Source organism: Sporomusa aerivorans, from assembly GCF_041428895.1.
Classification (GTDB): domain Bacteria; phylum Bacillota; class Negativicutes; order Sporomusales; family Sporomusaceae; genus Sporomusa; species Sporomusa aerivorans.
The window spans coordinates 3,150,334-3,175,660 of sequence record NZ_CP156926.1; the positions used below are offsets into that span (position 1 = coordinate 3,150,334).

Genomic DNA, 25,327 nt, shown 5'->3' on the forward strand with positions numbered 1-25,327 from the left:
CGGAAGGAATGGGGTATATGGCTACTTACATAACCAGTGGTGTCTGCGCAAAAAAAATTGAATTCGTTGTAGAAGACGGCGTTGTGAAGAATGTTGAATTTCTGTCTGGCTGTCCGGGTAACTTGCAGGGTGTCAGCCGGCTGGCTGCAGGGATGAAAGTGACAGATGTTATCAGTAAGCTAAAAGGCATCAAATGTGGTAATAAAGAAACCTCCTGCCCGGATCAGTTGGCCATGGCCCTGGAAGAAATGTACTGTAAATGACAGGTAATAACCCGCGGCTTGAAAGATAGGAGCATACTATGTATTGTGTACATTGCGGAATAAAGCTGCCGGCAGAAGCTAAGTTTTGCCACCAGTGCGGGCAAGCTTTGCCCAAGATCGAGACGGCTGATGTCAGTAGTAACAGTGAGGTAACCGTCAACGAAAACCTTACCTGCGAGATTATTTACCAGGCAACCGGCGAGCGGTGGGGTATATTTCCCCGTGACATAGGTGAATTTCAGGCCCGGCTTGTCAATCCTGCGGGTTTTCAGGCCGGTGAGCAGGGAGAGGCCGTTATCGCGACTTCGGCTAAAATCGAAATTATGTCCTGCTCCTTTAATCCTGATCAAAAAAATAAACGTCATAGAAAAGCTTTCGAAGATCTTTTGCAGAAACTGTTGCAGTCCGGCTGGCGCCAAGTGGACAAAGAGGGAGCTGCCTGGTATAATATTACGTTTCGCAAAAATTGTTGCTAACTAATAGCTATTGACAGTGGATGGTTTCCGTGGTATATTTTTCTCCAATAGGATATTTAAATGCAATGAACGGGATAAGTAGATTTGTAGCGCTATTATCAGAGAGCCGGGGGGCGGTGTGACCCGGTAGGCGTACTTATTGAAATACACCCGTGAGCAGCAGGTCGAACGCCAGGCAAGTAGACTGCGCCGGATTGCCACCGTTAACATAGGCTAGGGTATCGGTTTTTCCTGTACCCGAAAAAGTGGCTTGCTATTTAAGCAAGCAGGGTGGTACCGCGATTTAAACCTCGCCCCTGTGTACAGGGGGCGGGGTTTTTATATTTTCATCGGTCTTGGAAAGTACGCGCAGCATTCTCTGCCTAGGAGAGAGAATATAACCGCGTGTTTACCGGGACAAAATAGTAATGGAGGCGATCAAGGTGATTATTGTAATGAGTCCATCAGCTACCCAGAATGAGATTGAGCAAGTTGTCGCCCGCGTAACCGGGGCTGGATTAAAAGTACATTTATCAGAAGGTAAACTTCGTACCATTATTGGTCTAATTGGCGAAAAAAAATTAATGGCGCAATTGCCATTAGAAGCCATGCCTGGAGTGGAAAAAGCCATTTCGGTTACCGCAGGCTATAAACTGGTAAGCCGGGAATTTAAAAACGAAGATACTATTGTAGATGTCGGCGGAGTGCTTGTCGGCGGCGTCAATCTGGTTGTAATGGCCGGACCCTGCGCTGTTGAGAGCCGGGAACAACTGCTAGAGTCCGCAAACATTGTCAAGGCTGCCGGGGCGCAATTTCTTCGCGGCGGTGCTTTCAAACCGCGAACTTCGCCTTACTCATTCCAGGGACTTGAAGAAAAAGGACTGGAAATGCTGGCGGAAGCCAGGAGTCTGACCGGTCTTAAAGTTGTAACAGAAGTTGTGGATATTCAGTCCGTGCCGGTGGTAAGCGCTTACGCCGATGTACTGCAGATCGGGGCCCGCAATATGCAAAATTTCCAACTCCTTAAGGCAGTAGGCAAAAGCGGCATGCCTGTCCTGTTAAAGCGGGGGATGGCGGCAACTATTAACGAATGGCTGCATGCGGCCGAATATATTATGAGTGAGGGTAACTTTAATGTTATGTTTTGCGAGCGTGGCATCCGTACCTTTGAGGATTATACCCGCAATACGCTGGATCTAAGTGCGGTTGCTGCGCTGAAAAATTTAAGCCATCTGCCGGTTATTGTAGATCCCAGTCATGGCACCGGTGTATGGAAACTGGTGCGGCCGATGGCGCGGGCAGCAGTTGCCGGTGGAGCCGACGGCCTCATGATTGAAGTTCATCCTAACCCGGCGGAAGCATTGTCTGACGGTAATCAGTCGCTCACGCCGGAGAACTTCCAGGCTCTCATGCAGGAAACAAGTGCGGTTGCCCAGGCGGTAGGCAGGAGAATGGCATGACACTAGGTATTAGGCGGATCGCGATTATCGGTATGGGCTTGATAGGTGGTTCACTCGCTCTTGCATTTAAGGCAGTTAAAGGCAATACCGTTGAAATTATAGGTATTGATACTAATGAACTGTCACTTTTTAAAGCCCGTCAGCGTGGTGCGGCCGATAGTGTCACTACTGACCATAAAGCCGGTGTTATTGACGCTGATATGATTTTTCTCTGCACACCGGTGCTGCAGGTTACCTCACTGGTAAAAGAAATAGCACCCTTTCTTAAGCCAGGGGCCATCTTAACAGACACAGGCAGTACAAAACGTTATCTAATGGAGCAGATTACGGCAATACTTCCCGCTGAAGTTCATTTTGTGCCCGGTCATCCCATGGCCGGGCGCGAAAAAAGCGGCATTGATGCCGCCGATGAACAGCTTTTTTGCAATAAATGGTATATCCTCACTCCTGCCACGGCAGCTAGTGCGCAGGCTGTCGAAAGCGTCCGGCGGGTTGTTGGCTGGACCGGAGCACGAATTACCGTGATGGACGCAGGCAATCATGACTGGTGTACTGCTCTTATTAGCCATGTGCCGCATATTGGCGCCGCTGCTTTAGTAAATTTACTGACATACTCTGAAGATCAGGACAGCAGTATAAAACTGGCAGGGGGCGGTTTTCGCGATACTACGCGGATTGCTTCTTCCAATGCCGATATGTGGGCCGATATTTGTATGACTAATGCCGAACCCATTGCGGATAGTCTGGAAAAATTCATTCATATCATAAGCCGGGTGGCAACTGCCGTACGGCAAGGTGACCGCGCTTGTGTTCATTCGTTTTTTGTCGCCGCCAAAAAGCGGCGTGATGAACTGCTGGAAATGGAACAGATGGTTACCGAACAACCCTTGCCCAATGGGCGTTAATGACTTGCGCCATTAGTTTTTTGCCTTCTATATCCGGGTGAAGGCCGTCAATGGCCAGATGGTCGGGAAGCTCATGGTTGATGTCGGTAAAATAGGGTTCAATATCGATATAGTATCGTTGTTGGCGAATAAAATGGTTGACAGCAGCAAACTCTTCCTGCCAATTACTAACGGTTTCTTCATTAAAAGCAGTATCGATAGCGGCGGGATTGATTGGCGGTAAAGTCAAAAATATAGGTCTGATGCCGTTGACAAAACATTTATCACGTATCGAGCCAAGATCGGCGATGACCTGTGCGGCAGGAACACCGCCGCGCAGACTATTGGTGCCGCCAAGAATAATTAGAAATTTAGGCCTGAACGGCAGTACATCATGATCAAATCTGGCCAGCATGGTTTCTGAGGTATCGCCGCTTTTGCCCAGATTGACGGCGGGGAAGTGCAGATAGCTCTGAAAACTGTACTCATAATCGGCTGGTGAATAAGAGATGGCGCCGCCGCCATGAGTAATGCTGTCGCCAAAAGTTGCGGCATATTGTCCACGGCTTAAATCAACAGTATATTCCGCAGTATCGGAATATACCCCAACAGGGTTACCGGCGGCATCAATCCCGCGAACCCGCCAGTAGTATATACCGGGGACCAGGCGGGGTTGGTCGTCATAGCAGTCATTGAGGTTGGTAACTGTCTTGCTCCAGATGCGGTATTGGGAAGGCTCAATCCCGTTGGGATTTTCCGGAGGCCGGCGGGTAAGTTCGACTTCATAACTGATTGCTCCATGAAGTGGTATCCAGGAGTAGGCCGGATACAGCGGCACCGGCAAAGCGGCAAATTTTGACCGGTTATTAAGAGCCGGCTTGACAGGCGCAGCCACATCGCGGTTCATCCAGAGTTCTGCGGTATTGGAAAACACCCCCAGTGGATTACCCTTCTGATTGAGAGCCCGAACCCGCCATAAAATGCATTCGCCTTCATACCAGGAAAAATCAGCCTGATAGCCGTTGGTAAAGACTTCGCGGGTAATGCGGATCTGGTTTTCGGAGGGAAGAACATCATTAGGATTTTCCGGGGGTGCAGTCAAAAATTCAAGCTCATAGTACACTGCGCCAGGGACTACCGTCCAGGTTAGTATTGGACGGGTAGAAGCCGGCTGACTGGCAGGATAGAAAGAAGTGGGTTGCGGCTTGACCTTGTCGAAATCTTCTGTTTCCTGCCCGTTGACTTCGGACAGGCTGATATAGTTAGAGTACTTGCCCAAGGGTCTGTGAAACAGCGTTTGCGCTGATACACGCCAGTAAGTGTGAAACGGAAAGTTTTCGTCAATGACCAACTTATTTTTTACTGTCCGGTAACTGACAATGCGTTCTGAGCTTCCCGCCTCCAATTGGTCATCTCCGGGAGGAGTGCTTAAAGCCTCAACCTGATATAGTACGGGATACGGCAGTTTAGGCCAGCTCAATACATATTCATTAGCCGTATAGTTGATGGTTAATTGCGGTTTGAACTGACTCAGCCCGACAGCGGCCGAGGTTTCCAATGCATAGAGGCTTGCCAGGATCAGGAAAATAATAATAACGATTTTTTTCAAACACTACACCTACCGGATTTATTTAGCGCTTCTCTCATACTGAAAGTATATTGTTACTAGTATAAACGGCAATATCGGCTCCCGCTTTCGCCTGAGGCTCGGTGCAAGCCGTGTTTTCTATATCTTACCACATTATAGTATTTCCTAACACCGGCAAGACATAAGAAGTTGAATAAAAAAGAAACTTTGTGAGTATTTCCACAAAGTTTCTTTTTTTATACTTAACGCTTATTGTTTTTCACAGCACTTGACTATTCTTGCCAATGTGTTTTCCCAAAGTTCATCGACTCCGGAGAAATTAATATTAGGAATATAAAATTTTTCCAGTTCATCATGCAATTTTTTGGCCTCTTTAATATATGACCCGGCTTTGCCGAAGAATTCCCAGAAGGCGGTGCGATCATAGTCAGTAACTGCTGTTAATTTGTCAATAATAGTCTGATCAAGACATTCATTCATATCAATCGTAGCAGCCGCTTCGCTGGCAGATAAATTATGCGGCGGTGTTGAAGTTAAGAGCGCCGTATCCAGAGACGGAATTATTACGTGTTCTATCTTTTGCGGATCAAGCGGACAATAGTAGGTTTCAATATCGAGGCCTTTGGCTATGGCAGCAGCGGCAACCGCGGCGAGAAGCGTGGCTTTGCCTGTGCCTGGCAATCCTGTAAGAATGTACCTGAAGGGAATTCCTGCAGAGACAGAATCGATATAATTAACCGGACCCGCCGGTGTAATGGCGGAAGCGAACAACTTCCTGTTCTTGCCATAGCCAACAGTATTTACACCGCTGAATACATTGGTGATAACAGCAGCTATTTTCTCGTTAGCCCGTGAAAAAATCATAGCTTCGCTGTTGGCGGCTTCCCAATCGTCATAGACGGCCTTGGCGGCTGTAAGCATGCGATAAGCGCGCTGAAAGCTACGGCTTATTTCTTTGGTGTAATATAATATGGCAGCTTTATGTTTAATCAGTGCAGCTTCATCCCAGTATTCACCAAGATTTAGTATTTCATCAACACAGCCGGGATGTTTAGGGTCGACAATATGAGGAGAAGTGCCGTCAATCAGGGCAATATTGAGTGCCGGTATGACCAGAGCATCCAGAGAATTGGGGTCGCTGGAACAGTGGTGGTGTTCAATGTTATAGCCGCGTTCCAGCATGACCTGGCCAATTTTTTTCATAAAGGTCGACTTGCCAACGCCAGGACCGCCTTTTAGTAAAAAAATCCGGGTTGCGTTAACAGGTATTACATATTCGTAATAAGAATAAAATCCTTGGGGAGTATTGCCGCCAGGGAATACATGCTTGATTTTTTCTCCAGCCATTTTCTTCCTCCCTTTTATGGCAGTTGCCATTAATGTCTATGTATAATGTTATGATTGAATTTGTGTGAGTATATCTGAATTTACGCAGATTTGGCAGAGCTGGCAGGGAACGGGTAGGATTTTTGTTTTCTGTGTAGAATAATTAATACCTTAGTCTTTTTTTAGTTGTATAACTGGAGTGATTTTGATGCATATTGTACTGGTGGAACCGGAAATACCCGGCAATACCGGAAATATTGCCAGACTGTGCGCCGCTACAGGGAGTGAGCTGCATCTGGTTAAACCCCTGGGTTTTTCCATTGAAGACAAGTACCTGAAACGGGCCGGACTGGATTACTGGCATTTAGTAAAAGTTCATGTTCATGAAAATTTTGCAGAGATTCAAAAGCTATACCCGTCAAATAATTTTTATTTCAATACCACTAAGGCCGGTAAACGACATAGTGATATTGTATACCAGCCGGAAGACTTCCTGGTTTTTGGCAAGGAAACGGCCGGATTGCCGCAGGCGCTGCTTGCTGCCTATCCAAATAACTGTGTACGTATTCCGATGGTTGATGATGCCAGATCGCTTAACTTGTCAAACGCAGTAGCTGTTGTAGTTTATGAAGCGCTTAGGCAACAGAATTATTCAGGCTTAAGATGATGAAATTTTAGGACGGTGACGTCATGTTTGCACAATTCGGTCCGGCCGGCAACCCCGATGCATTTTATGAAGCCGGATTTAAAGCGTCGGCAGATATGCCGGAATGGCTGGCGAGCCTTAAACTTGGCGCTTATGAGTATCAATGCAGCCGGGGAGTTAATGTAAGGCAGCCTACTGCTGAATTAGTAGGTGAGCAGGCTAAGCGTTACGGTATCAAGCTCAGTATTCATGCACCCTATTATATTAGCCTGGCTACAGAAGATGAAACGATTGCGGCGAATACCCAGCGTCATTTCCTGCGTTCACTTGAGGTTGCCCAATGGATGGGTGCAGAACGGATTGTATTTCATATTGGCGGCCCAGGCAAAGGCAATGACCGTCGCCAGGCGATGGAACGGGCCAAGCGCCTGTTTGCCAGGGTTCTGGAACAGGTGGACAGGCAGGGATTAACAGGTCCATTGCTGTTGCCTGAAACGATGGGCAAGCAAAATCAGCTGGGATCACTGGATGAAGTTCTGGAATTATGTAAGATGTCTGCTTATGTGCGGCCTGCTGTTGATTTTGGCCATTTGCATGCCGTATCAGGCGGCGGCTGTACAACCAGTGAGGAATTTGCCGCCGTATTTGATAAAATAGCCGGAGCACTGGGAAAAGAAGCGGCGCAAAATTTGCATATACATTTTAGTCGGATTGAATTTACCAAGGCGGGAGAAAAACGCCATTGGACGCTGGCTGATCCTTTTGGACCGCCTCATGAGCCTCTGCTGGCGGTTATTGCTGAACGCCGGTATACGCCGCGAATTATTTCCGAGTCAGCCGGTACACAGGCGCAGGATGCCAAAACTATGCAGGATTTCTATCGGGCGTTATTGAAATAGAAGGAGGCCGGTAGGGTATAAATGCCAGCGGCTAAGCATAAGATAGATGGTGAACTGGAGGAATCATTATGACCGTGCACGACAAAGCGCATGATTTGGGTAAAGCATTAAGAAATTCTGAGGAATACCGGGCTTTTTTGGCCGCTAAACAGAGTATTGACAGTGACATAACAAGTAAGACAATGGTGCAGGATTTTTTAAAAAAAAAGCTGGCAGCTGAGTATGATTTAATGGCCGGCAATCCTGAAGATAAAGAACAGTCTCAGGAATTGCAGAAAATGTATGAGCTCATTCTAGTGAATCCTAAGGCCAGAGACTTTATCCATGCCCACATGCGTTTTCAGCAGGTCGCTGCTGATATTTACAAAATAATTGGCGATGCGGTCGCCGAAGGAATGGATTTATTTGGCAAAAAATGAGATGGTGATGAGTATGCCTGTGGAGTTTGCTGCCGAATTAAAAAAAGCTGTTCCCCCGGAAAGACTGCTAATTAATGAACCGATGTCCAATCATACCACATTCCGTATAGGTGGTCCGGCCGATTATCTTGCTTTTCCGGCCTCCTTGCAGGAAGTAGCCCGGCTGCTGGATATCGTTCAGCACTTTAATGTACCTGTTACAGTGCTGGGAAATGGCTCTAATGTTTTAGTACTTGACAGGGGAATTCGCGGTCTGGTCGTTAAGTTTGGCCCTGAGATGGGGTACGTCCGGCATGACGGTACTACTGTTTTTGCCGGAGCGGGAGCGTTATTAGCTGATGTTTCCCAATATGCGGCGGAATTTAATCTGACAGGATTTGAATTTGCCATTGGTATACCGGGCAGCATTGGCGGCGCTGTTTTTATGAATGCAGGCGCCTATGAGGGGGAAATGGGTCAAGTAGTAGACGCAGTAACCGCAGTATGCGGCAACAGTCTCTTAAGACGGTTCACGCGGGAAGACCTGCAGTTTGGTTACCGGCATAGTGTGTTTCAGGAAAATGGTTGTATAGTATGTGAAGTTGAACTGGCTTTATGCGATGGTGAAGACGCTACAATTCGGGTTAGGCTTGATGATTATACTACCAAAAGACATAGCAAACAGCCGATCGAAATGCCCAGTGCCGGCAGCACGTTTAAACGCCCGCAAGGACATTACGCCGGCACCCTGATTGAACAGGCCGGACTAAAAGGGACTCGTGTTGGCGGTGCACAGGTTTCTACCAAGCATGCCGGCTTTATTATTAATGCCGGTGGCGCTACCGCTCAGGATGTACTGGCGTTGATCAGCAAAGTGCAGGACAGTGTGTATAAGCAGTTTGGTGTATCACTGCATCCGGAAGTACGGGTTCTGGGTGAAGAATAGGGTAAATATAGGGTCAGCAAGAAGAAGCCGGGAAATGATTAATATCCCGGTTTTTACTATTTTTGCAGGAAATTGACCGGACTTGTTGAATTTAGAAAATTAGATCTCTACACACGCTGGAAACGACGGATATGTTAGCCATCAAGCTGAAAAGGAGATAAGCCAATGCGGATAACTTTTTTAGGAGCGGCCGGAATGGTAACCGGTTCCTCCTATCTTTTGGAATTTGGACAAAAAAAGTATTTAGTTGACTGTGGCATGTTTCAGGGCTCGAAAGCCATTGTAGCGCTAAACCGGCGTCCCTTCTTATATAATCCTGCTGAAATTGACGGAGTGTTTCTAACTCATGCTCATATTGACCATAGCGGTCTTATACCCAGGCTATGCAAATCAGGCTTTCAAGGCCCTGTCTATGCAACAAAAGTTACAGCTGAATTATGTAGCATAATGCTGCCTGACAGCGGGCATATTCAGGAATTTGATGCCGAGATTGCCAACCGAAAGGGTCAGCGGGCCGGTCGTAACCCGATAGAACCCTTGTATACGGTAGATGAGGCGTACGCCTGTCTTAAACAGTTTTCGCCTGTTGCTTATGATACCGAATTGAAGCTGGATGACCAAATGACTGTTCAATTTAGGGAAGCTGGTCATATTTTGGGATCATCCATGATTGAGATATGGGTGACTGAAAATGGACAAACCGCTAAGATTCTGTTTTCCGGCGACTTGGGACAGCCGGAACAGCCAATCATCAAAGATCCGGCAGTAATTGATTATGCTGACTACGTTATTATGGAGTCTACCTATGGGGACCGGCAGCATGATCCCAGTGACCCGGTGGAGCTTTTGGCGAAATATATTAATGACAGTGTGGCCAAGGGCGGCAACATAATTATTCCGTCTTTTGCCGTAGGCCGGACCCAAACTATTCTTTACCACTTGCACAGTCTGTTCAAGGCCGGACTTATTCCTGATATTCCAGTAATAATTGACAGCCCGCTGGCTATCTCAGCCACTGATATTTTTCTGAAAAATTCACAGGAATATGACAAAGAAGCGTATGATATGTTATATAAGGATGCCGATCATCCCCTGCGGCTGCCACAGTTGACTTATACCAAAACCTCAGATGAATCCAAGGCCATCAATAAGCTGGATCATCCGGCTGTCATTATTTCTGCCAGTGGTATGGCCGATGCCGGGCGTATTCTGCACCATTTAAAGCATAATCTCTGGCGGCCGGAAAGCACAGTGCTTTTTGTCGGCTATCAGGCTCAGGGCAGTATGGGGCGGCGCCTGTTGGAAGGTGTTAAAAAGGTCAAAATTATGGGTGAAGAAATCAGTGTAAAAGCCAAGATATATAATCTTGAAGGTTTTTCGGCACATGCCGATCGCAACCAGCTGACTACCTGGCTGGGAAATTTTAAAACCAAACCGGCCAATATCTTTATTGTGCATGGCGAGTCCGAGATGTCTGAGCCATTCGCCAAACAGATTAGCGGCCAATTCGGCATTCCCACCTATATTCCCAAATACGGCGACTCGATTATTATTGCCGGGCGCAACTGGCAGGTAGAGCCTTCCGCTATTACCGTCGAACCTGCTGTTCAGCTGCTTAGGGAATACCTCGACGAAATGGAAAAAGAATATACCGATTCACGGCGCAGACTGGAAGAACTGGTTGCCGCCGACGCCGGCAAACTTCAGCAAGTAATAAGGCAGGCTGAGAAAATCCGGACTTTTATAAAAAAGACATTGCACGAATTATGGTCATAGTATAGGGTATTTAATAAATTTAATTTGACATCTGTTGGCTGGTATAATATAGTGAATTGTGCATGACACTACAAAAGGGTGCAAATAAATGCATCCTTTTGTTTGCTCTGATAGAAAGTATAACTTTCTTGCCGGTTAGGACAGCACAGCTTTTGCTTTCGACAAACCCCGGAGCAGGCCGTGTTTTCTTTATACCGCTTCAGAGGTACAGACGCAGCATCGGGCTTGAGCGACTGCTAAGGGCTCTGTAAGCCGTGTTTTCTTTATTATAGGGAGGAAGTCATTTATATGGAACGCAACGATTTACGTAATATTGCTATTATTGCTCACGTCGACCATGGCAAAACAACTTTAGTGGATGCTATGCTTAAACAAAGCGGTGTTTTCCGCGCAAACGAACATGTTGCCGAACGGGTCATGGATTCCAACGACCTGGAACGTGAACGCGGCATCACCATTTTGTCCAAGAATACAGCAGTTATGTATAACAATACCAAGATTAACATTGTAGATACTCCGGGGCATGCCGATTTCGGCGGGGAAGTAGAACGGGTGCTCAATATGGTTGATGGCGTATTGCTGTTAGTAGATGCTTTCGAAGGACCCATGCCCCAGACAAAATACGTGCTGAGAAAAGCTTTGGAACAGAAACTGAAGCCAATTGTGGTTATTAACAAAATTGACCGTCCGGATCAACGGGTGGAAGATGTTGTTGATGAAGTTCTGGAACTGTTTATTGAACTTGAAGCCAATGATGATCAGCTCGATTTCCCGGTTGTATATGCCACCGCCAGAGAGGGGATTGCGAAAATGGCGATGGCTGATGACAGTGATAGTCTGCAGCCGCTGTTTGAATGTATTGAGAAGACCATACCTGCACCGCATGGCGATATTGACGGCCCGCTGCAGGTTATGATAACAACGCTTGACTATGATGATTACGTCGGCCGGATTGCTATTGGCCGGGTAGTTCGAGGGCGTATTGCCGGTGGCCAGAATGTTGCCATCCTAAACGGTGAAAGCGAAAGCAAGGCAAGAATTGGCAAACTGTATATATATGAAGGCCTAAAGCGCACTGAAGTTAAAGATGCGGCGCTGGGTGATATTATTGCCATGATTGGTCTCGAATCAGTCAACATTGGGGATACGGTTGCCGATACCGAGAATCCGGAGGCGCTGCCGGCAATCCGGATTGATGAGCCGACACTTTCCATGCTGTTTGCGGTTAATACAAGTCCGTTTGCCGGCCGGGAAGGCCAATTTGTTACCTCCCGCCATCTGCGTGAACGTTTGTTCCGTGAGGCCGAAACCAATGTCAGCTTGCGGGTCATTGAAACTGACAGCCCGGACGCATTCGAAGTGGCCGGCAGGGGCGAGCTGCATTTATCTATTCTTATTGAGACCATGCGGCGCGAGGGCTATGAACTGCAAATCGGCAAGCCGCAGGTAATTTATAAACAGATTCAGGGCAAACGCTGCGAACCTATGGAATTTTTGACAATTGACGTACCGCAGGAATTCATGGGAGCCGTTATGGAGTCGCTGGGAACCAGGCGGGCCGAGCTCGTTAATATGGTGGAACTGGCCGGCTATCTGCGGATGGAATTTGTTATTCCCGCCAGAGGACTTATTGGCTTTAGATCGGAATTTCTGACCAATACTAAAGGGAATGGCATTATGCATCATGTGTTTCATGGCTATGTACCCTATAAAGGTGACATTCCCGGCCGCACCCGCGGCGCCCTGGTGGCCTTTGAGGATGGCGAAACTACCGGCTATGGCATAAACAGTATTCAGGACAGAGGTATTATGTTTGTCGTCCCGGGGCAAGCTGTGTACCAGGGGATGATTGTCGGCGAAAATGCCCGGGAAATGGACATGGACGTTAACCCTTGCAAGAAAAAGCATGTTACCAATATGCGTGCTAGCGGCTCAGACGATGCGATTCGTTTAACTCCGCCAAGAATCCTGAGTTTGGAGCAAGCGCTTGAATATATAAATGATGATGAAGCTGTGGAAGTTACACCGCAAAGCATCCGGTTGCGGAAAACCATTCTTGACAGACACACACGCGGCCGGGAACGGAAAAAAGAGGCTTAGTAAACAGTAGAGTATTTTGCGAGATACCATTTGACACCAGAATGCGTATTATAAACGAGATTGCTTAACTGTATTGGCGTTGACTTTCAGAAACAAGGGAGGTCACTGCCGGTGCGGGCTGGCAATCTCGTTCTATAATTAAATCCGGGAGGGTAACTATGATAACGTTATCACCTGAAGCTGAAGCTGTGCTCAAGGCAAGATATTTGCGCGGGAAGGAAACACCGGCGGATTTATTTAAGCGTGCGGCTGATCACGTTGCTCAAGCGGAAGCGGCTTACGGCCGGGATGTTGCCGCTGCTGCCCGGGAATATTATGCGCTGATGTCCTCACTGACCTTTCTTCCCAATTCCCCCACACTGATCAACGCCGGCAAAGCAAGAGCCCAGTTGGCTGCCTGTTTTGTTCTGCCGGTGGAGGATTCGTTACCCGGAATATTTGACACCTTGAAATACACTGCGCTGATTCACCAGAGCGGTGGCGGCACCGGATTTTCTTTTTCGCGGCTGCGCCCGGAAGGGGACATCGTCAGCGTAACCGATGGCGCTTCCAGCGGGCCGGTATCTTTTATGCATATCTTCGATGCGGCTACCCAGATTGTTAAGCAAGGTGCCGCCAGGCGTGGCGCCAATATGGCTATACTTCGGGTCGACCATCCGGATATTTTTACATTTATTACAGCGAAACGCCGGCGGGATGTACTCAATAATTTTAATCTGTCGGTAGGTATCACCGACGAATTTATGCGGGCAGTCCAAAATCAGACCAATTATGAGCTGATTAATCCCCGTAACGGAGCTATCCTTAAAAGTGTGCCGGCTGCTGAAATTTTTAACCTGCTGGTGGAGATGGCCTGGGAAAATGGTGAGCCCGGTTTGTTTTTTTTGGATACTGTTAACAAAGCCAATCCTACACCGGCGCTAGGCAGGTTTGAAGCTCCCAATCCCTGTTCGGAGCAACCGCTATTACCCTACGAATCCTGTGTTCTGGGGTCCGTGAATCTTACCCGGATGATTGCCGGTAAAGGTCAGGGCATGTATCTTGATAAAGAAAAGCTGGCCCGTACTGTCCGGACAGCAGTGCGTTTTTTGGATAATGTCATTGACGTGAATCATTATCCTTTGGCGCAAGTATCTGCCGCCACCGGACTGACACGGAAAATAGGGTTGGGAATTATGGGGCTTGCCGATGTGTTTATACTGCTGGATTTGCCTTATGCCAGCCAGCAGGCAGTAGATTTGACGCGCGATACTATGCATTTCATCAGCGACGAGGCAAGAGCGATGTCGGCTGAATTAGGACGGGAACGCGGTAATTTCCCGGCATTCGGCTGCAGTGTCTATCCTTCATTAGGTTACAGTCATATGCGTAATGCCACAGTGACTACGATTGCACCGACAGGTACCATTAGTATGATTGCCGGTTGTTCCAGCGGCATAGAGCCGTTATTTGGACTGGCAATGACCAGAAGGGTCCTGGAAGGCCAGTTGATTACCAGCATTAACATGGCAGCCTTGAATTATCTTAATAAGCACGATTTATTCAGCCGGAAGGTTAAGGAGCATATAACTGCAACAGGCAGTGTGGCGGGGCTGGGGTTGCCGGAACGGGTTACTAAAGTGCTTGCTACGGCGCACGGTATTGAACCTGCCTGGCATGTTGCCCATTTGGCAGCCGCACAGCAATATACTGATAACGGTGTATCCAAAACAGTCAATCTTCCTGAACATGCTACAAGGCAAAATGTGGCCGAGGTATTTTGGGCAGCGTATGCTAAAGGGTGCAAAGGGGTAACTGTATACCGTGACGCCAGTCGCGAACAACAAGTTCTTACCCATGGCGTCAATGTGCCTTGTGAAGAATGTCGTTTAGATTAACCAAATAGGCTGCAAAGCCGGTTTTTTTGGTGATAATGTAATTTTTTCTTTGCTTTACTAGTAATAAAGTCCTAGCTTAGTAGGATATTTTACCCTTTTTTTCCATTGCAGTGAATTTTCGCCCTAGTCTGGCAGGAATCAGCATAATATATGTCGAATACCTTCCAAAACTTGGAGTAAAAAATCCTAGGGAGGCGTTTATCGGTGGCGCTTGGATTAATTGATAAATTAGCTAATTTTTTGATACCTATTGAAGAGGAAACGGCGCCGCCGGAAAAAGCGGAAGCGTCTGCGGCAAAAGAAACAAATCAAAAAGAAATGATGATTCAGGAACAGGAACGTCGTCCTAAACTAAAAGTTCACACGCAGCAGCCAGGAAACCTAAAGTTGTACGTGGACTTGCCGACAAGCTTTGACGATGTGCAGATGTATGCCGATTATCTTAAGAGCAATATTGCGGTTGTAATAAATTATCAGCAAGTAGATGCTGCGACTCAGCAACGTATGAGCGATTTCTTAAATGGGGTCTGTTATGTGCTGGGCGGCTGTGTTCAGCGGGTGTCAGACAGAGTGATCCTGTATGCCTATGCCAACATTGAAGTAGATAAGAAAATCTTTGCCTACTCCGTTCCTACTTATGTGCGTGTGTAAAGTGAATGGCTTTCTTTCCTGATTAAAAAGTTGTGCGGCTGTATTTATTACAGTGCACAGCTTTTTTAATTTCAAAGTTAATAATGAGGCCCCTCATATCATATGTTTTATTGAGAATTAACTACAAAGCAGGAGGGGAACTATGAAACGGTTTAAAGCGAAAAACACCAGGTTCGGCTCATTAATTAGCTTGATTGCGCTTAGTGCTATGGCTATTGTATTTTCAGTCAACTGGCCTGTATTTATGGAGTCTGAGACGGGCCGGATATTTGCCGGATTTTGGGGGGGCTTTGCACTTGTTATATTGACGGCGCATACGGTTCGCTTAATGGCCGACAGGCAGCGTCAGCCTGCCATGCCGCCGCTCTTGGCTGGCCGCACCCGGAAAAAAATACAAAGAGTGCGTATGCGCGGTTAATGACGTGTGGTTTCCAGCAAACTTTTCCGGGATTCAATATGTTTTTGGGATCAAAGGTATTCCACAATAAGCCGATATGCTCAGTTCCTAAGGAACAGGCCAAATAGGGCTGTTTGGCCTGCGCGACCGTGTTCGCCTGATACCTGGACGCCCAGTTCGGCGGCTTTTTTGTATATGGCCTGCATGGTTTCCTCCAGTTTGGCCTTCCAGGCTTCTTTGGCAAGTGTGTCGCGAACCTTTATAAGGCTAAGACTAAAAAATAAAGCGCCCTATACAGGACGCTTTTGCGTTATTCCATTAAGTCAAAGCTGCCAGCACATCGGCTAAGTTGTTTAACAGGCTGTCCAGGTCCTTGCGGGTAATGACCAGCGGCGGCTGGAAAGCCATAACATTCCGTTCCGGTCCATTTTTACCAATAAGGAAACCACGGTTTTTCATCTGCTCCAGGAGTAGGTCGAGCTGTACCGCAGCCGGTGATTTATCAGCATTGACCATTTCTACCCCCAGCATAAGTCCATGACCGCGTATATCGCCCAGCAAAGGATTTTTTAGCTGCAGTTCGGTCAAACCCTGTCGTAGGTAATCACCAAGTTCGGCGGCGCGTGAGGGCAGATCATTCTTAGTAATGAAGTCGATAGTTGCCATAGCAGCCGCAGAGGTAACCGGGTTGCCGCCGAGCGTTGAGGCTCCCGGGCGGGTATATTTGTCGGCGATCTCCGGCCGGGTGGTGAAGGCGCCGACCGGCGTGCCGTTGCCTAACGCCTTGGCCACTGTCATGATATCAGGTTCTACGTCATAATGTTCAATGGCAAACATCTTGCCAGTACGGCCAAAACCGGTCTGAACCTCATCTACGATTAACAGGATATTGAATTTATCGAGTATTTCTTTTACCCGCTTGAAATAACCGGGCGGTGGAGTAATGATGCCGCCATTGCCCTGGATGGGTTCGGCGAACAAAGCGGCAACCTGCCCGGAAGTACTTGTCTTAATGATTGTTTCTATCTCATTGGCGCAAGCAAGGTCGCATTCAGGATGACGTTTGCCATACGGGCAGCGATAGCAGTAGGCGTTGGGCGCAAAGCTAATGCCGCCGACCGGGCTGGTATCTGTGCGCCACATGGACAGACCGGTCAGGCTCATAGTCAGTTTGGTGCGGCCGTGCAGGCCTTGCCGCAGGCTGATGAACTCCTGTCTGCCGGTGTAAATGGAGGCGAGCAGGGCAGCGCCCTCATTGGCTTCCGTGCCGCTGGAGCAGAAGAAAGTTTTTTGCAAGCGGCCAGGAGTAATAGCAGCCAGGCGTTCGGCCAGGTTTACAATGTTTTCCGTAAGATAGATTGTACAGGTATGCTGCAGGGTAGTAACCTGGTCACAAATGACCTTGGTGATCTCAGGATTGCAGTGGCCGCAGTTAACCACCGACACACCGGCAAAACAATCAAGGTATTGCTTGCCGGTAGTATCATAAAGGTATTGCATTTCGCCTTTAACTAATTGCATAGGTTCGGCGTAAAAATGATATACACAGGGAATGATATAGTCCTTCTTTTTGCGAAGCACCTCTGCGGGGCCGATATACCGGTCAGTATTATTAGCGGACATAATTCACCTCGTAACACTCCTCCGGCAAGAGGAGATTTCTTAAATTAACTTATCTTGAGATGCGGTAGCGGAAAGCGCCAATTCCCAATTGACGCGGACTGGCGGCAGCAATTTTGTCGACAAAAGATTTATCAAAGACGTAGTTGCCGCCGGCAGCCAGTTTATCGAGCTCGCCACGGTAAATAGCGGTGAGCATACCGGTTAGTTCAGGGGTATAGTGCTGACCTTCAATACGGAATTGGTTGATACCGGCTTTTACTAAGGCCGGTAAATGGGGCAGCAGGCATAAATCTTTGGCGAATAAAATATGATTGCGGCAGTATTGGTCAATTTTGATGTCATGACGTTCGCCGGCGCTGTCCAGCAAGGAGTATTGCCGGTCCGAACAGATATGCTGGCAGGGAAGGGGAGGAGTATTCTCCAGGACAGCCGACGGTACACAGTGGTCAAGCACCATGGCTTCGGTTGGGCCGTGAACAATCACCTCCAGCGGCAGTGTACTATGCTTGGCCAATTCGGCAATTTGCTCATAGGTGGCCTCCAGGGATAAGGTTGCCTTGCTGGCTCCGTTGGCTTGCAGCCAGGCGGTTGTCAGGTGATTGAACAGGTTCAGCGAATAATCGGTTTGTACAGGCAGCCCGGAAATTTGCCGTGCCAGGCGCAGCATGCCGCTGTTAGCAACCATAATTCCATGTGGCTTGACAGCCGTAAGCGCCGTGAATAACTGCTCAAGCTCACCGGTTTCGCGTTCCATGGTGATACGCGGTGTCGTGACAACAACCTGGGCGTTATGTTGCTTGGCCATTTCAACAGCGGTTGCGATATCCTGTAAAGACCAGGGTTTATAGGGCCGGAAGGCTTCGCCGCCAACATAGGCGATATCAGCGCCGCTAGCAAGCGCCGTGCCAAGTGCGGTAAGGTCAGCTACCCGTACTGCCAGCGCGGGACGAGGGTGAGGCAGAGGATGGTCTGCCGAAACGGTAGCTGCGGCATTGACTGCCGGAACAGCAGTATTCGCTGTCAGGGGAGCTTCTTTGACTGCCTGACTGAAAAAGCGGGGTTCGCGCTCGCCGGAATAACCGATTGAGCTGGCGCCCGGGTTGCCAAGTGCATAGCAGGTGGAAAAGTCACGGGACCGGTAATCGTAAAGGTCCTGCCAGTCGGCCGGATCAAAGGTATAGCCGGCAGGATCGGTGATATAACGGTCAATGGCCTTGCGATATATTTTCACTATCCGGCCAACAAAATCAGCGGTACGCATGCGTCCTTCGATCTTGAAAGAACAAACGCCGGCCTGAATGAGCTGCGGCAGGGCCGTATACATGCACATATCTTTCATAGCCAGTTTGTAAGGTCCAGGGTCTTTATCAGTCACAGCCGTACCGGTCATTGTATCAACGAGCTGATACGGCCAGCGGCAGGGCTTAAGGCAGCGGCCGCGATTGGAGCTTTGCCCGAAGACCACTCCGGAATGGAAGCACTGGCCGCTGTGAGCCGCGCACATATCGCCATGAATGAAATATTCCAGCTCGATGCCGGTACGTTCTTTAAGCAGGGTAAGCTGGGACAAGGTCAGTTCGCGGTTGGTTACCACCCTGGTAATCCCGTAATCCATCAAGGCTTTTACCGCGTGTTCATTATGAGTATTCATCATGACTGAAGCATGCAGCGGCACCGTAATGTCCATTTCACGCGCCAGCTCCAAAATGGCCAGGTCTTGTATGATGAGCGAGTCAGGCTGAAGCGCGTTAAGTAGTTTAAGATATTCCCGCATACCGGGGATTTCCTGCTCGCTAATGAGATTGTTAACGGTAACATACAGCCGAACGTTATTGGCATGAGCGTATTTAATGGCTTTGGACAGTTTTTCGTCATCGAAATTCGTGTCTGTACGGTGCAGACGCATATTAAAGCGTTTACCGCCAAGGTAGACGGCGTCTGCGCCTGCATTAACGGCGTTTTCCAGCACTTCCCAGGTGCCGACAGGCGCTAATAATTCTACAGATTGCCGGTTTAATAGCATGTATTTCACTCCAGATTTTCTTTAATTATTCGTATATTTCCCGCGCCTTGGCAAGCAGAGACTGCGGCAGCATAACCCCCAGGTTGGCGGCGGCAAAAGCGTTAAGCTGAATCTCCGGGTTATCGGCAATGCCAACAGGAATATCCCCGGGTTTGGTACCGGCAAGAATCTGTGCCGCCTTGACCGCACAGGCGCGCCCCAGTTCAAAGTGATTGGCTACCAGTGCTCCTAGCGCACCTAACGGAACATTGGGAGCATGTGAGGTGATAACCGGCAGGTTGGCTGCTTCGGCATAGTAGGCTACACTGGCGAAGTTTTCTTCAATAATCCTGCCAATTGGCAAAAATAAGGCATCCAGCTCCGGTGGCAGTCTGTCGGCCAGGATAGACAGGTCCTCCGGTTTGTCTGCCGGCAAATCAATAAGCGTAAATTCATTTTCGGCTGCTTCTTTAAAGTTCTTTACCTCCAGGAGAGCATTACCGTCGCCACTGTGGTATAAAATGCCAATCGTCTTGGCAGCAGGCAATAGTTCACGGATAAAAGCCACTTTAGCGGCAGCCGGAACCATACCCGCTACGCCGGTAGTTTTCCCGCCAGGCTTGTCCATGGTAGCGGCCAGACCCACGCCCACAGGGTCAAAAACAGGCGTAAACACAACCGGTATATTGCCTGGTAAGCCGACCGCAGCCTGGGCCGCCGGCGTAGAACAGGCAAAAATGAGATCAACTTTTTGTTCTGCCAGCTTACCGGCGAGCAGCGACAAGTCACCTGCGGCGCCGTCGGCGTTCAAATAGTGAAACTCTGCAGTGAGGCCCTGCTCAGACAGACCGGACTTAAAGCCGTGCACTGCATCGTCCAGATTTTGTGTTAGCTGAAGAATTCCTATATGATACAAACGTACAACACCTCAATGTTTCTTTTTTAATACAGTTTCCACATTTAGTGTATTAATACCTGCCGGTAAAACGACAAAATAGGTGATTAAATTCCAAAGCAATTCACAAGCTGGGCGCTGTCGTGGTAAACTAGAAACTAGAAGACTTCGGACAAGCGGAGGTAACAGTTGATGTATGTAGCCAAAGTATTTTGGGATGATCCGTACCTGTGCGAACTTACCGCCAGGGTTACTGGTGTGGCCGGCGATACAGTCACCCTGGACAGAACCATTGCGTTTGCTTTTTCCGGCGGGCAGGAATCTGATCACGGAACAATAAATGGGTTTAATATAGTAAACGCCGAAAAAGTAGATAAGCAAATTTTTTATAGATTGGATGGACTGCACAACCTGAGGACTGGCGATGAAGTGCAGCTAACCATTGACTGGGAACGTCGCTATAAACTCATGCGACTGCATTTTGCCGCCGAAATTATTTTGGAATTAATGAATCAGCATTTCGGCAATCCGGAAAAAATTGGCGCCCATATATCACAGGACAAGGCCAGAGTGGATTTTTTGTGGCAGGGCAATATTTCCCGGACTTTTGCCGCGTTAAATCAGGAAGCGGGCCGGCTGATAGCTGCCGACCTGCCTGTTGTCAGCAGGTTCCGCGATGAGGAGAACGAAGTCCGTTACTGGGAAATTGAAGGTTTTGCCAGTGTGTTCTGCGGTGGCACACATATAAAAAAAACCGGTGAGATTGGCAGCCTTGTCCTGAAAAGAAACAATATTGGCAAAGGCAAGGAAAGAATAGAAGTCATGTTGTCGTAAATCTGTATTGGATACTATATATAGTTGGCTGATTAATCTGGTCAGTTTACCTGATTGAAAGGATGAAAACCATGGTTAACACTGAAAAAAATGATGCCTGCTCTGCCGGATTTGTTCATCTTCATAACCATACCGAATACAGTCTGTTAGACGGAGCCGGACGGATTGAGGAACTGGTGCGCCGGGCAAAGGAATTGGGAATGCCGGCAGTGGCCATAACTGACCATGGCACGATGTACGGCACCATCGATTTTTATAAGCAAGCCCAAAAATGCGGTATAAAGCCGATTATCGGCTGCGAGGTCTATGTAGCGCCACGGTCGCGCTTTGATAAAGCGGCTGTTGAGGGGGAGTCATATTATCACCTGATTCTATTGGCCGCCAATGAGCAAGGTTACCGCAATCTGATCGAACTGGTATCACGCGGCTACAGTGAGGGTTTCTATTACAAACCGCGCATCGACAGGGAGATATTGCGCTCTTACAGCGCGGGACTTATCGGTTTAAGCGCCTGTATTGCCGGGGAGATTCCGGCGGCTATATTGCGGGGGAATTTGGCTGCTGCCGAAGCATTGGCCCGTGAGTATCTCGAAATATTCGGACCGGAAAACTTCTTCATCGAATTGCAGGATCATGGCATGCCCGAAGAAAAAGAGGCCAACCAGCACCTGGTGCAATTGGCGCGGAAACTGGGCCTGGGCCTGGTAGCCACCAATGACGCTCATTACATTAATAAAGAAGATGCTGAATGTCATGATGTGCTGTTATGTATTCAGACAGGTAAGACTGTGGATGACCCAGGCCGGATGAAGTTTCCCAGCGATGATTTTTACCTGAAAAGCCCGGCGGAGATGGCGGAGCTGTTTGCCGCTTATCCGGAGGCGCTGGCCAATACAGTGAAGATTGCCGAACGCTGCAATGTCACGTTTGATTTTGATAAGATCTACCTGCCCGACTTTCCGACGCCGGACGGAATTAGTGATGATGAATATTTACAGCAGCTTTGCCGGGAAGCGCTTGCCTGGCGGTACCCGGAAGCGACGCCCGAGGTATTGGCGCGGCTCGATTTTGAGCTTGATGTTATCAGGAAAATGGGATACTCCAGTTATTTTCTGATTGTCTGGGATTTTGTCAACTATTCCCGTCGGCAGTCTATCCCGGTCGGACCGGGACGTGGTTCGGCGGCAGGCAGTATTGTAGCCTATTTACTAGGTATTACTAATATTGATCCGCTTAAATATAATTTGCTGTTTGAGCGTTTTTTGAATCCTGAACGGGTCTCCATGCCTGATATTGATATTGACTTTTGTTATGAGCGCCGCGGTAAAATCATTGAATACGTTGTTTCCCGTTACGGCAGTGACCGGGTGGCGCAAATCATTACCTTTGGTACCATGGCGGCGCGGGCGGCCATCCGTGATGTGGGGCGGGCCCTGAACCAGCCCTATGGCGAGGTTGACAGAATTGCCAAACTTGTGCCTGCTGAATTGGGCATTACTCTGAAAAAGGCGCTAAACGCCAATCAGGAATTAAAAAATCTCTATGAGACGGAAGAAACGGTAAAAAAACTGGTAGATCTGGCTATGGCGGTGGAAGGTTTGCCGCGACATGCCTCCACGCATGCCGCCGGTCTGGTAATTGCCAAAGAACCTCTCACTCATTTTGCGCCGTTGCAGCTTTCCAGTGAAGGTTTTGTCACAACTCAGTTTGACAAAGACCGGATTGAGGAAATCGGTCTTCTGAAAATGGACTTATTGGGTCTTAGGACACTAACCGTTATTGGTGATGCTATCGCTTTAATTAAAGAAAACCGGGGAAAGGAATTGGATATCGAGAGCATTCCACTGGACGACGCCAAGACTTGCGCCATGCTGGCGGCAGGTGACACATCGGGCGTATTCCAGATGGAATCCAGCGGTATGACAAACCTGGTCAAAGATTTGAAACCGGAACGGTTTGATGATTTAATCCCGTTGGTGGCTCTTTACCGTCCGGGACCGCTTGGCAGCGGCATGGTATCAGACTTTATTGACAGCCGTCACGGCAAAAAAAAGGTAACATACCTGCATCCCTTATTAGAGCCAATTCTTAAAGATACGTTCGGCGTTATCCTGTACCAGGAGCAGGTAATGCAGATTGCGTCGGTACTGGCCGGGTTTACGCTGGGACAAGCCGACCTTTTGCGCCGGGCTATGGGTAAAAAGAAGCATGAGGTACTGGCTGCACAGCGGGAAAACTTTCTTAAAGGGGCAGCCGAACGGGGCATTGATGCTAAGCTGGCTCATGATGTCTTCGAACTCATGACCCATTTTGCCGACTATGGCTTCAATAAATCCCATAGTGCCGCTTATGCGCTGGTAGCCTATCAGACCGCCTATCTAAAGGCTCATTATTCGCAGGAGTTTTATGCCGCGCTGTTGACCAGTGTTATGGGAACCAATGACAAGGTCGGCTACTATATTGAAGAATGCCGTCGCCGGGGAATTGACGTTTTGCCGCCTGATATTAATGCCAGCGGTACTGCTTTTTCGGTTGACGGCGAAGCCATCCGTTTTGGCCTTGCCGGGGTTAAGAACGCGGGCGGCAATGCCCTGGAGAGCATAATTTCGGCCCGTCGGAAAGGCGGCAAATTCACCTCGCTGGTAGATTTTTGTTCCCGGGTAGACATGAGGGTAGTGAATAAGCGGGTTATTGAGAGTTTGATTAAGTGCGGCGCCTTTGATTCGCTTAAGGCGCGCCGCTCACAGTTTCTGAATGTGCTTGAACAGGCGGTTGAGGTCGCGGCCTGCAAACAGAAAGATGCGGCAAGCGGACAAATGGGGCTTTTTGGCGATGAAACCATGGAGTGTGTGGATGATGTTGTCCTGCCTGACGTTCCTGAAATGCCGCAAGAGCAATTATTGGCGCTGGAAAAAGAAATAACCGGTTTTTATGTAACCGGTCATCCTTTGGATAGATATCGGGCTAAACTGGAAAAGTTGCCATCACTGGGGAATCTGGCCGAAGGCCAGTACTCTGACGGACAGGTTATCCGCGTGGGCGGACTGATTGCCAGCGCCAAACGGATTACCACCAAAAACGGCAGTATGATGTGTTTTATTAATCTGGAAGATTTCACAGGCCAGGTTGAGGTCATTGTTTTCCCGAAAGTTTTCGAAAAAACCGGCCGTCTGCTGGCGCCGGATTTACCGGTCCTCGTTTCCGGGCGCCTTAATATCCATGAAGAAGGCGCCAAGGTAATGGCTGATGACATAATGCCGCTGGAAAATGCCGGGGCCGAAGTTAGAATTACGCTCAGCAAGGAACAGGAAAACCCGTCTGTCCTGTCAAAGCTGCAAGAATTGCTGACAAAATTCAGCGGCTCGACTGCCGTATATTTGCATCTCAAGGATAGCCGCCGGGTACGGGTAATTAAGACTGAAAAAAAATTCTGGATCGAGCCTACGCCGGCAGCGTTGGCCGCCATTGAAGGACTGCTGGGCAAGGGAAGCGTGACTACCGGCTAAACATAATGAGTGACAGCATGGCGGCCCCCTCGCGGGCGTATTGTTTGGCAGTCAAATAAGCATTATCAGCCATGGGAGCCGGCGAACCGCTGGCTTCTATGCCTAATTGCTGCGCCAGAACCAGTGAGCGCCTGATATGAGAGGCGTTAGAAACGATAATGGCCTGTCGAAAGCCGTGCTCACGCATAATATTTTTCGAATTCAGCAGGTTCTGATAGGTATTATAGGATTTATCCTCAATATAAATGCTGTTGTCGGGGATACCTTTTTTTATAAGGTAATGACGCATGGCCGCCGCTTCGCTTATACTCTCATCCTGACCCTGCGCGCCACTGACGATAATGGCCGGTGCGTATCCCTGGCTATACAGGTGGATTGCTTCATCAAGACGCAGGCGGAGCATAGTGCTGGGTTCATCGCCAATTAACTTGGCTCCCAGGACAATGATGGCATCGCCGGGGACCGGCTTCGTTAAATGACCTACAGCAATTATGGGAATTTCAACAGCCACCACGGTTATAACAACAACCATCAGCAGGAAACGGCGCAGTTTTTGATTTATTAGCAGTTTCATAGTACGATGCCTCCAGGATATTTGTGTTTTACTAACTCTATTATAGCACTAAGAGATCAGGCATGTGCTATAGCAATACCTATGATTTATCCTGTGACTAACCCGCTCTAAGACTTCCCTTCTGTAAGTGGGAGTAAGAGCGGATAAGTCCCGGGATAAGGGAAACTAACCTTCAGATGGGGTTAAAACCCCACCTGAAGGTTAGTTTACTTTATCGGCAGCTAAAC

At 48.5% G+C, this 25,327-nt stretch carries 21 protein-coding genes and 1 other annotated feature; of the genes, 15 read left to right on the forward strand and 6 right to left on the reverse strand.

Features of this window, described 5'->3' with window-relative positions:
• Nucleotides 1–17: 17 nt before the first annotated feature.
• From SATMO3_RS14855 to SATMO3_RS14870, 4 genes are all read left to right on the forward strand, one after another.
• A complete protein-coding gene (locus SATMO3_RS14855) occupies nucleotides 18–263 on the forward strand; it encodes a TIGR03905 family TSCPD domain-containing protein (RefSeq protein WP_371381557.1) in 246 nt (81 codons plus the stop codon).
• Nucleotides 264–301: 38 nt separating this feature from the next.
• Nucleotides 302–739, forward strand: coding sequence for a zinc-ribbon domain-containing protein (locus SATMO3_RS14860; RefSeq protein WP_371381558.1), 438 nt, complete (start codon nucleotides 302–304; stop codon nucleotides 737–739).
• A 56-nt stretch (nucleotides 740–795) separates the two neighbouring features.
• Nucleotides 796–1,040 (forward strand) — a binding site (T-box leader).
• Nucleotides 1,041–1,161: 121 nt separating this feature from the next.
• Nucleotides 1,162–2,178, forward strand: a complete 1,017-nt coding sequence (aroF, locus tag SATMO3_RS14865) for a 3-deoxy-7-phosphoheptulonate synthase (RefSeq protein ID WP_371381559.1) — start codon at nucleotides 1,162–1,164, stop codon at nucleotides 2,176–2,178.
• Nucleotides 2,175–3,083, forward strand: coding sequence for a prephenate dehydrogenase (locus SATMO3_RS14870; RefSeq protein WP_371381560.1), 909 nt, complete (start codon nucleotides 2,175–2,177; stop codon nucleotides 3,081–3,083). Before aroF ends, SATMO3_RS14870 begins: the two co-directional genes overlap by 4 nt.
• Here the strand turns inward: SATMO3_RS14870 and SATMO3_RS14875 are convergent.
• Both SATMO3_RS14875 and SATMO3_RS14880 read right to left on the reverse strand, forming a co-directional pair.
• Nucleotides 3,052–4,671 (reverse strand): SGNH/GDSL hydrolase family protein, encoded by a 1,620-nt coding sequence (locus SATMO3_RS14875; protein ID WP_371381561.1) that lies wholly within the window; start codon nucleotides 4,669–4,671, stop codon nucleotides 3,052–3,054. The two genes, SATMO3_RS14870 and SATMO3_RS14875, sit on opposite strands and share 32 nt — an antisense overlap.
• A 228-nt stretch (nucleotides 4,672–4,899) precedes the next feature.
• Nucleotides 4,900–5,997, reverse strand: a complete 1,098-nt coding sequence (locus SATMO3_RS14880; protein WP_371381562.1) for a PRK06851 family protein — start codon at nucleotides 5,995–5,997, stop codon at nucleotides 4,900–4,902.
• A gap of 187 nt (nucleotides 5,998–6,184) precedes the next feature.
• On the opposite strand from SATMO3_RS14880, the gene trmL reads away from it, so the two are divergent.
• The 9 genes from trmL (at nucleotide 6,185) to SATMO3_RS14925 (ending at nucleotide 15,687) form a co-directional block, all read left to right on the forward strand.
• Nucleotides 6,185–6,643, forward strand: coding sequence for a tRNA (uridine(34)/cytosine(34)/5-carboxymethylaminomethyluridine(34)-2'-O)-methyltransferase TrmL (gene trmL, locus SATMO3_RS14885; protein ID WP_371381563.1), 459 nt, complete (start codon nucleotides 6,185–6,187; stop codon nucleotides 6,641–6,643).
• A gap of 23 nt (nucleotides 6,644–6,666) precedes the next feature.
• Nucleotides 6,667–7,521 (forward strand): TIM barrel protein, encoded by an 855-nt coding sequence (locus SATMO3_RS14890; protein ID WP_371381564.1) that lies wholly within the window; start codon nucleotides 6,667–6,669, stop codon nucleotides 7,519–7,521.
• A 68-nt stretch (nucleotides 7,522–7,589) separates the two neighbouring features.
• On the forward strand, nucleotides 7,590–7,940 hold the full coding sequence (locus SATMO3_RS14895; RefSeq protein ID WP_371381565.1) for a YlbF family regulator: 351 nt from the start codon (nucleotides 7,590–7,592) through the stop codon (nucleotides 7,938–7,940).
• Nucleotides 7,941–7,947: 7 nt separating this feature from the next.
• On the forward strand, nucleotides 7,948–8,865 hold the full coding sequence (gene murB / locus SATMO3_RS14900; protein WP_371381721.1) for a UDP-N-acetylmuramate dehydrogenase: 918 nt from the start codon (nucleotides 7,948–7,950) through the stop codon (nucleotides 8,863–8,865).
• Between the two features lie 165 nt (nucleotides 8,866–9,030).
• On the forward strand, nucleotides 9,031–10,641 hold the full coding sequence (locus tag SATMO3_RS14905) for an MBL fold metallo-hydrolase RNA specificity domain-containing protein (RefSeq protein ID WP_371381566.1): 1,611 nt from the start codon (nucleotides 9,031–9,033) through the stop codon (nucleotides 10,639–10,641).
• A gap of 288 nt (nucleotides 10,642–10,929) precedes the next feature.
• A complete protein-coding gene (gene typA, locus SATMO3_RS14910) occupies nucleotides 10,930–12,741 on the forward strand; it encodes a translational GTPase TypA (protein ID WP_371381567.1) in 1,812 nt (603 codons plus the stop codon).
• A 158-nt stretch (nucleotides 12,742–12,899) separates the two neighbouring features.
• Nucleotides 12,900–14,618 (forward strand): adenosylcobalamin-dependent ribonucleoside-diphosphate reductase, encoded by a 1,719-nt coding sequence (locus SATMO3_RS14915; RefSeq protein ID WP_371381568.1) that lies wholly within the window; start codon nucleotides 12,900–12,902, stop codon nucleotides 14,616–14,618.
• A gap of 204 nt (nucleotides 14,619–14,822) precedes the next feature.
• Entirely contained in the window at nucleotides 14,823–15,269 is a 447-nt protein-coding gene (locus SATMO3_RS14920; RefSeq protein WP_371381569.1) for a cell division protein SepF, read from the forward strand.
• 142 nt (nucleotides 15,270–15,411) lie between these two features.
• Nucleotides 15,412–15,687: a hypothetical protein gene (locus tag SATMO3_RS14925; RefSeq protein ID WP_371381570.1), complete on the forward strand. Its 276-nt coding sequence runs from the start codon at nucleotides 15,412–15,414 to the stop codon at nucleotides 15,685–15,687.
• A gap of 297 nt (nucleotides 15,688–15,984) precedes the next feature.
• On the opposite strand, the gene SATMO3_RS14930 is transcribed toward SATMO3_RS14925, so the two are convergent.
• The 3 genes from SATMO3_RS14930 to SATMO3_RS14940 are packed head-to-tail and all read right to left on the reverse strand — an operon-like array spanning nucleotide 15,985 to nucleotide 20,207.
• Complete coding sequence (locus tag SATMO3_RS14930; RefSeq protein ID WP_371381571.1) at nucleotides 15,985–17,289, reverse strand: aspartate aminotransferase family protein; 1,305 nt, start codon at nucleotides 17,287–17,289, stop codon at nucleotides 15,985–15,987.
• A gap of 49 nt (nucleotides 17,290–17,338) precedes the next feature.
• Complete coding sequence (locus tag SATMO3_RS14935; RefSeq protein WP_371381572.1) at nucleotides 17,339–19,312, reverse strand: peptidase U32 family protein; 1,974 nt, start codon at nucleotides 19,310–19,312, stop codon at nucleotides 17,339–17,341.
• A 25-nt stretch (nucleotides 19,313–19,337) separates the two neighbouring features.
• A complete protein-coding gene (locus tag SATMO3_RS14940; RefSeq protein ID WP_371381573.1) occupies nucleotides 19,338–20,207 on the reverse strand; it encodes an ABC transporter substrate-binding protein in 870 nt (289 codons plus the stop codon).
• Nucleotides 20,208–20,378: 171 nt separating this feature from the next.
• Between SATMO3_RS14940 and SATMO3_RS14945 the strand changes: the two genes are divergently transcribed.
• The gene (locus tag SATMO3_RS14945; RefSeq protein WP_371381574.1) at nucleotides 20,379–21,020 is read left to right on the forward strand and encodes an alanyl-tRNA editing protein; all 642 of its coding nucleotides are present in this window, start codon (nucleotides 20,379–20,381) and stop codon (nucleotides 21,018–21,020) included.
• 71 nt (nucleotides 21,021–21,091) lie between these two features.
• Complete coding sequence (locus SATMO3_RS14950) at nucleotides 21,092–24,526, forward strand: DNA polymerase III subunit alpha (RefSeq protein WP_371381575.1); 3,435 nt, start codon at nucleotides 21,092–21,094, stop codon at nucleotides 24,524–24,526.
• On the opposite strand, the gene SATMO3_RS14955 is transcribed toward SATMO3_RS14950, so the two are convergent.
• A complete protein-coding gene (locus SATMO3_RS14955) occupies nucleotides 24,516–25,100 on the reverse strand; it encodes a YdcF family protein (RefSeq protein WP_371381576.1) in 585 nt (194 codons plus the stop codon). The genes SATMO3_RS14950 and SATMO3_RS14955 overlap by 11 nt on opposite strands.
• Nucleotides 25,101–25,327 lie beyond the last annotated feature (227 nt).

Bases quoted from the DNA above. Each gene is read 5' to 3' on its own strand.
- SATMO3_RS14880 (WP_371381562.1), bottom strand. From the start codon at position 5,997: ATGGCTGGAGAAAAAATCAAGCATGTATTCCCTGGCGGCAATACTCCC.
- SATMO3_RS14955 (WP_371381576.1), bottom strand. From the start codon at position 25,100: ATGAAACTGCTAATAAATCAAAAACTGCGCCGTTTCCTGCTGATGGTT.
- SATMO3_RS14870 (WP_371381560.1), top strand. From the start codon at position 2,175: ATGACACTAGGTATTAGGCGGATCGCGATTATCGGTATGGGCTTGATA.
- SATMO3_RS14945 (WP_371381574.1), top strand. From the start codon at position 20,379: ATGTATGTAGCCAAAGTATTTTGGGATGATCCGTACCTGTGCGAACTT.
- trmL (WP_371381563.1), top strand. From the start codon at position 6,185: ATGCATATTGTACTGGTGGAACCGGAAATACCCGGCAATACCGGAAAT.
- SATMO3_RS14895 (WP_371381565.1), top strand. From the start codon at position 7,590: ATGACCGTGCACGACAAAGCGCATGATTTGGGTAAAGCATTAAGAAAT.
- SATMO3_RS14855 (WP_371381557.1), top strand. From the start codon at position 18: ATGGCTACTTACATAACCAGTGGTGTCTGCGCAAAAAAAATTGAATTC.
- SATMO3_RS14930 (WP_371381571.1), bottom strand. From the start codon at position 17,289: ATGTCCGCTAATAATACTGACCGGTATATCGGCCCCGCAGAGGTGCTT.
- murB (WP_371381721.1), top strand. From the start codon at position 7,948: ATGAGTATGCCTGTGGAGTTTGCTGCCGAATTAAAAAAAGCTGTTCCC.
- typA (WP_371381567.1), top strand. From the start codon at position 10,930: ATGGAACGCAACGATTTACGTAATATTGCTATTATTGCTCACGTCGAC.
- SATMO3_RS14860 (WP_371381558.1), top strand. From the start codon at position 302: ATGTATTGTGTACATTGCGGAATAAAGCTGCCGGCAGAAGCTAAGTTT.
- SATMO3_RS14925 (WP_371381570.1), top strand. From the start codon at position 15,412: ATGAAACGGTTTAAAGCGAAAAACACCAGGTTCGGCTCATTAATTAGC.
- SATMO3_RS14890 (WP_371381564.1), top strand. From the start codon at position 6,667: ATGTTTGCACAATTCGGTCCGGCCGGCAACCCCGATGCATTTTATGAA.
- SATMO3_RS14915 (WP_371381568.1), top strand. From the start codon at position 12,900: ATGATAACGTTATCACCTGAAGCTGAAGCTGTGCTCAAGGCAAGATAT.
- SATMO3_RS14905 (WP_371381566.1), top strand. From the start codon at position 9,031: ATGCGGATAACTTTTTTAGGAGCGGCCGGAATGGTAACCGGTTCCTCC.
- SATMO3_RS14950 (WP_371381575.1), top strand. From the start codon at position 21,092: ATGGTTAACACTGAAAAAAATGATGCCTGCTCTGCCGGATTTGTTCAT.
- SATMO3_RS14935 (WP_371381572.1), bottom strand. From the start codon at position 19,312: ATGCTATTAAACCGGCAATCTGTAGAATTATTAGCGCCTGTCGGCACC.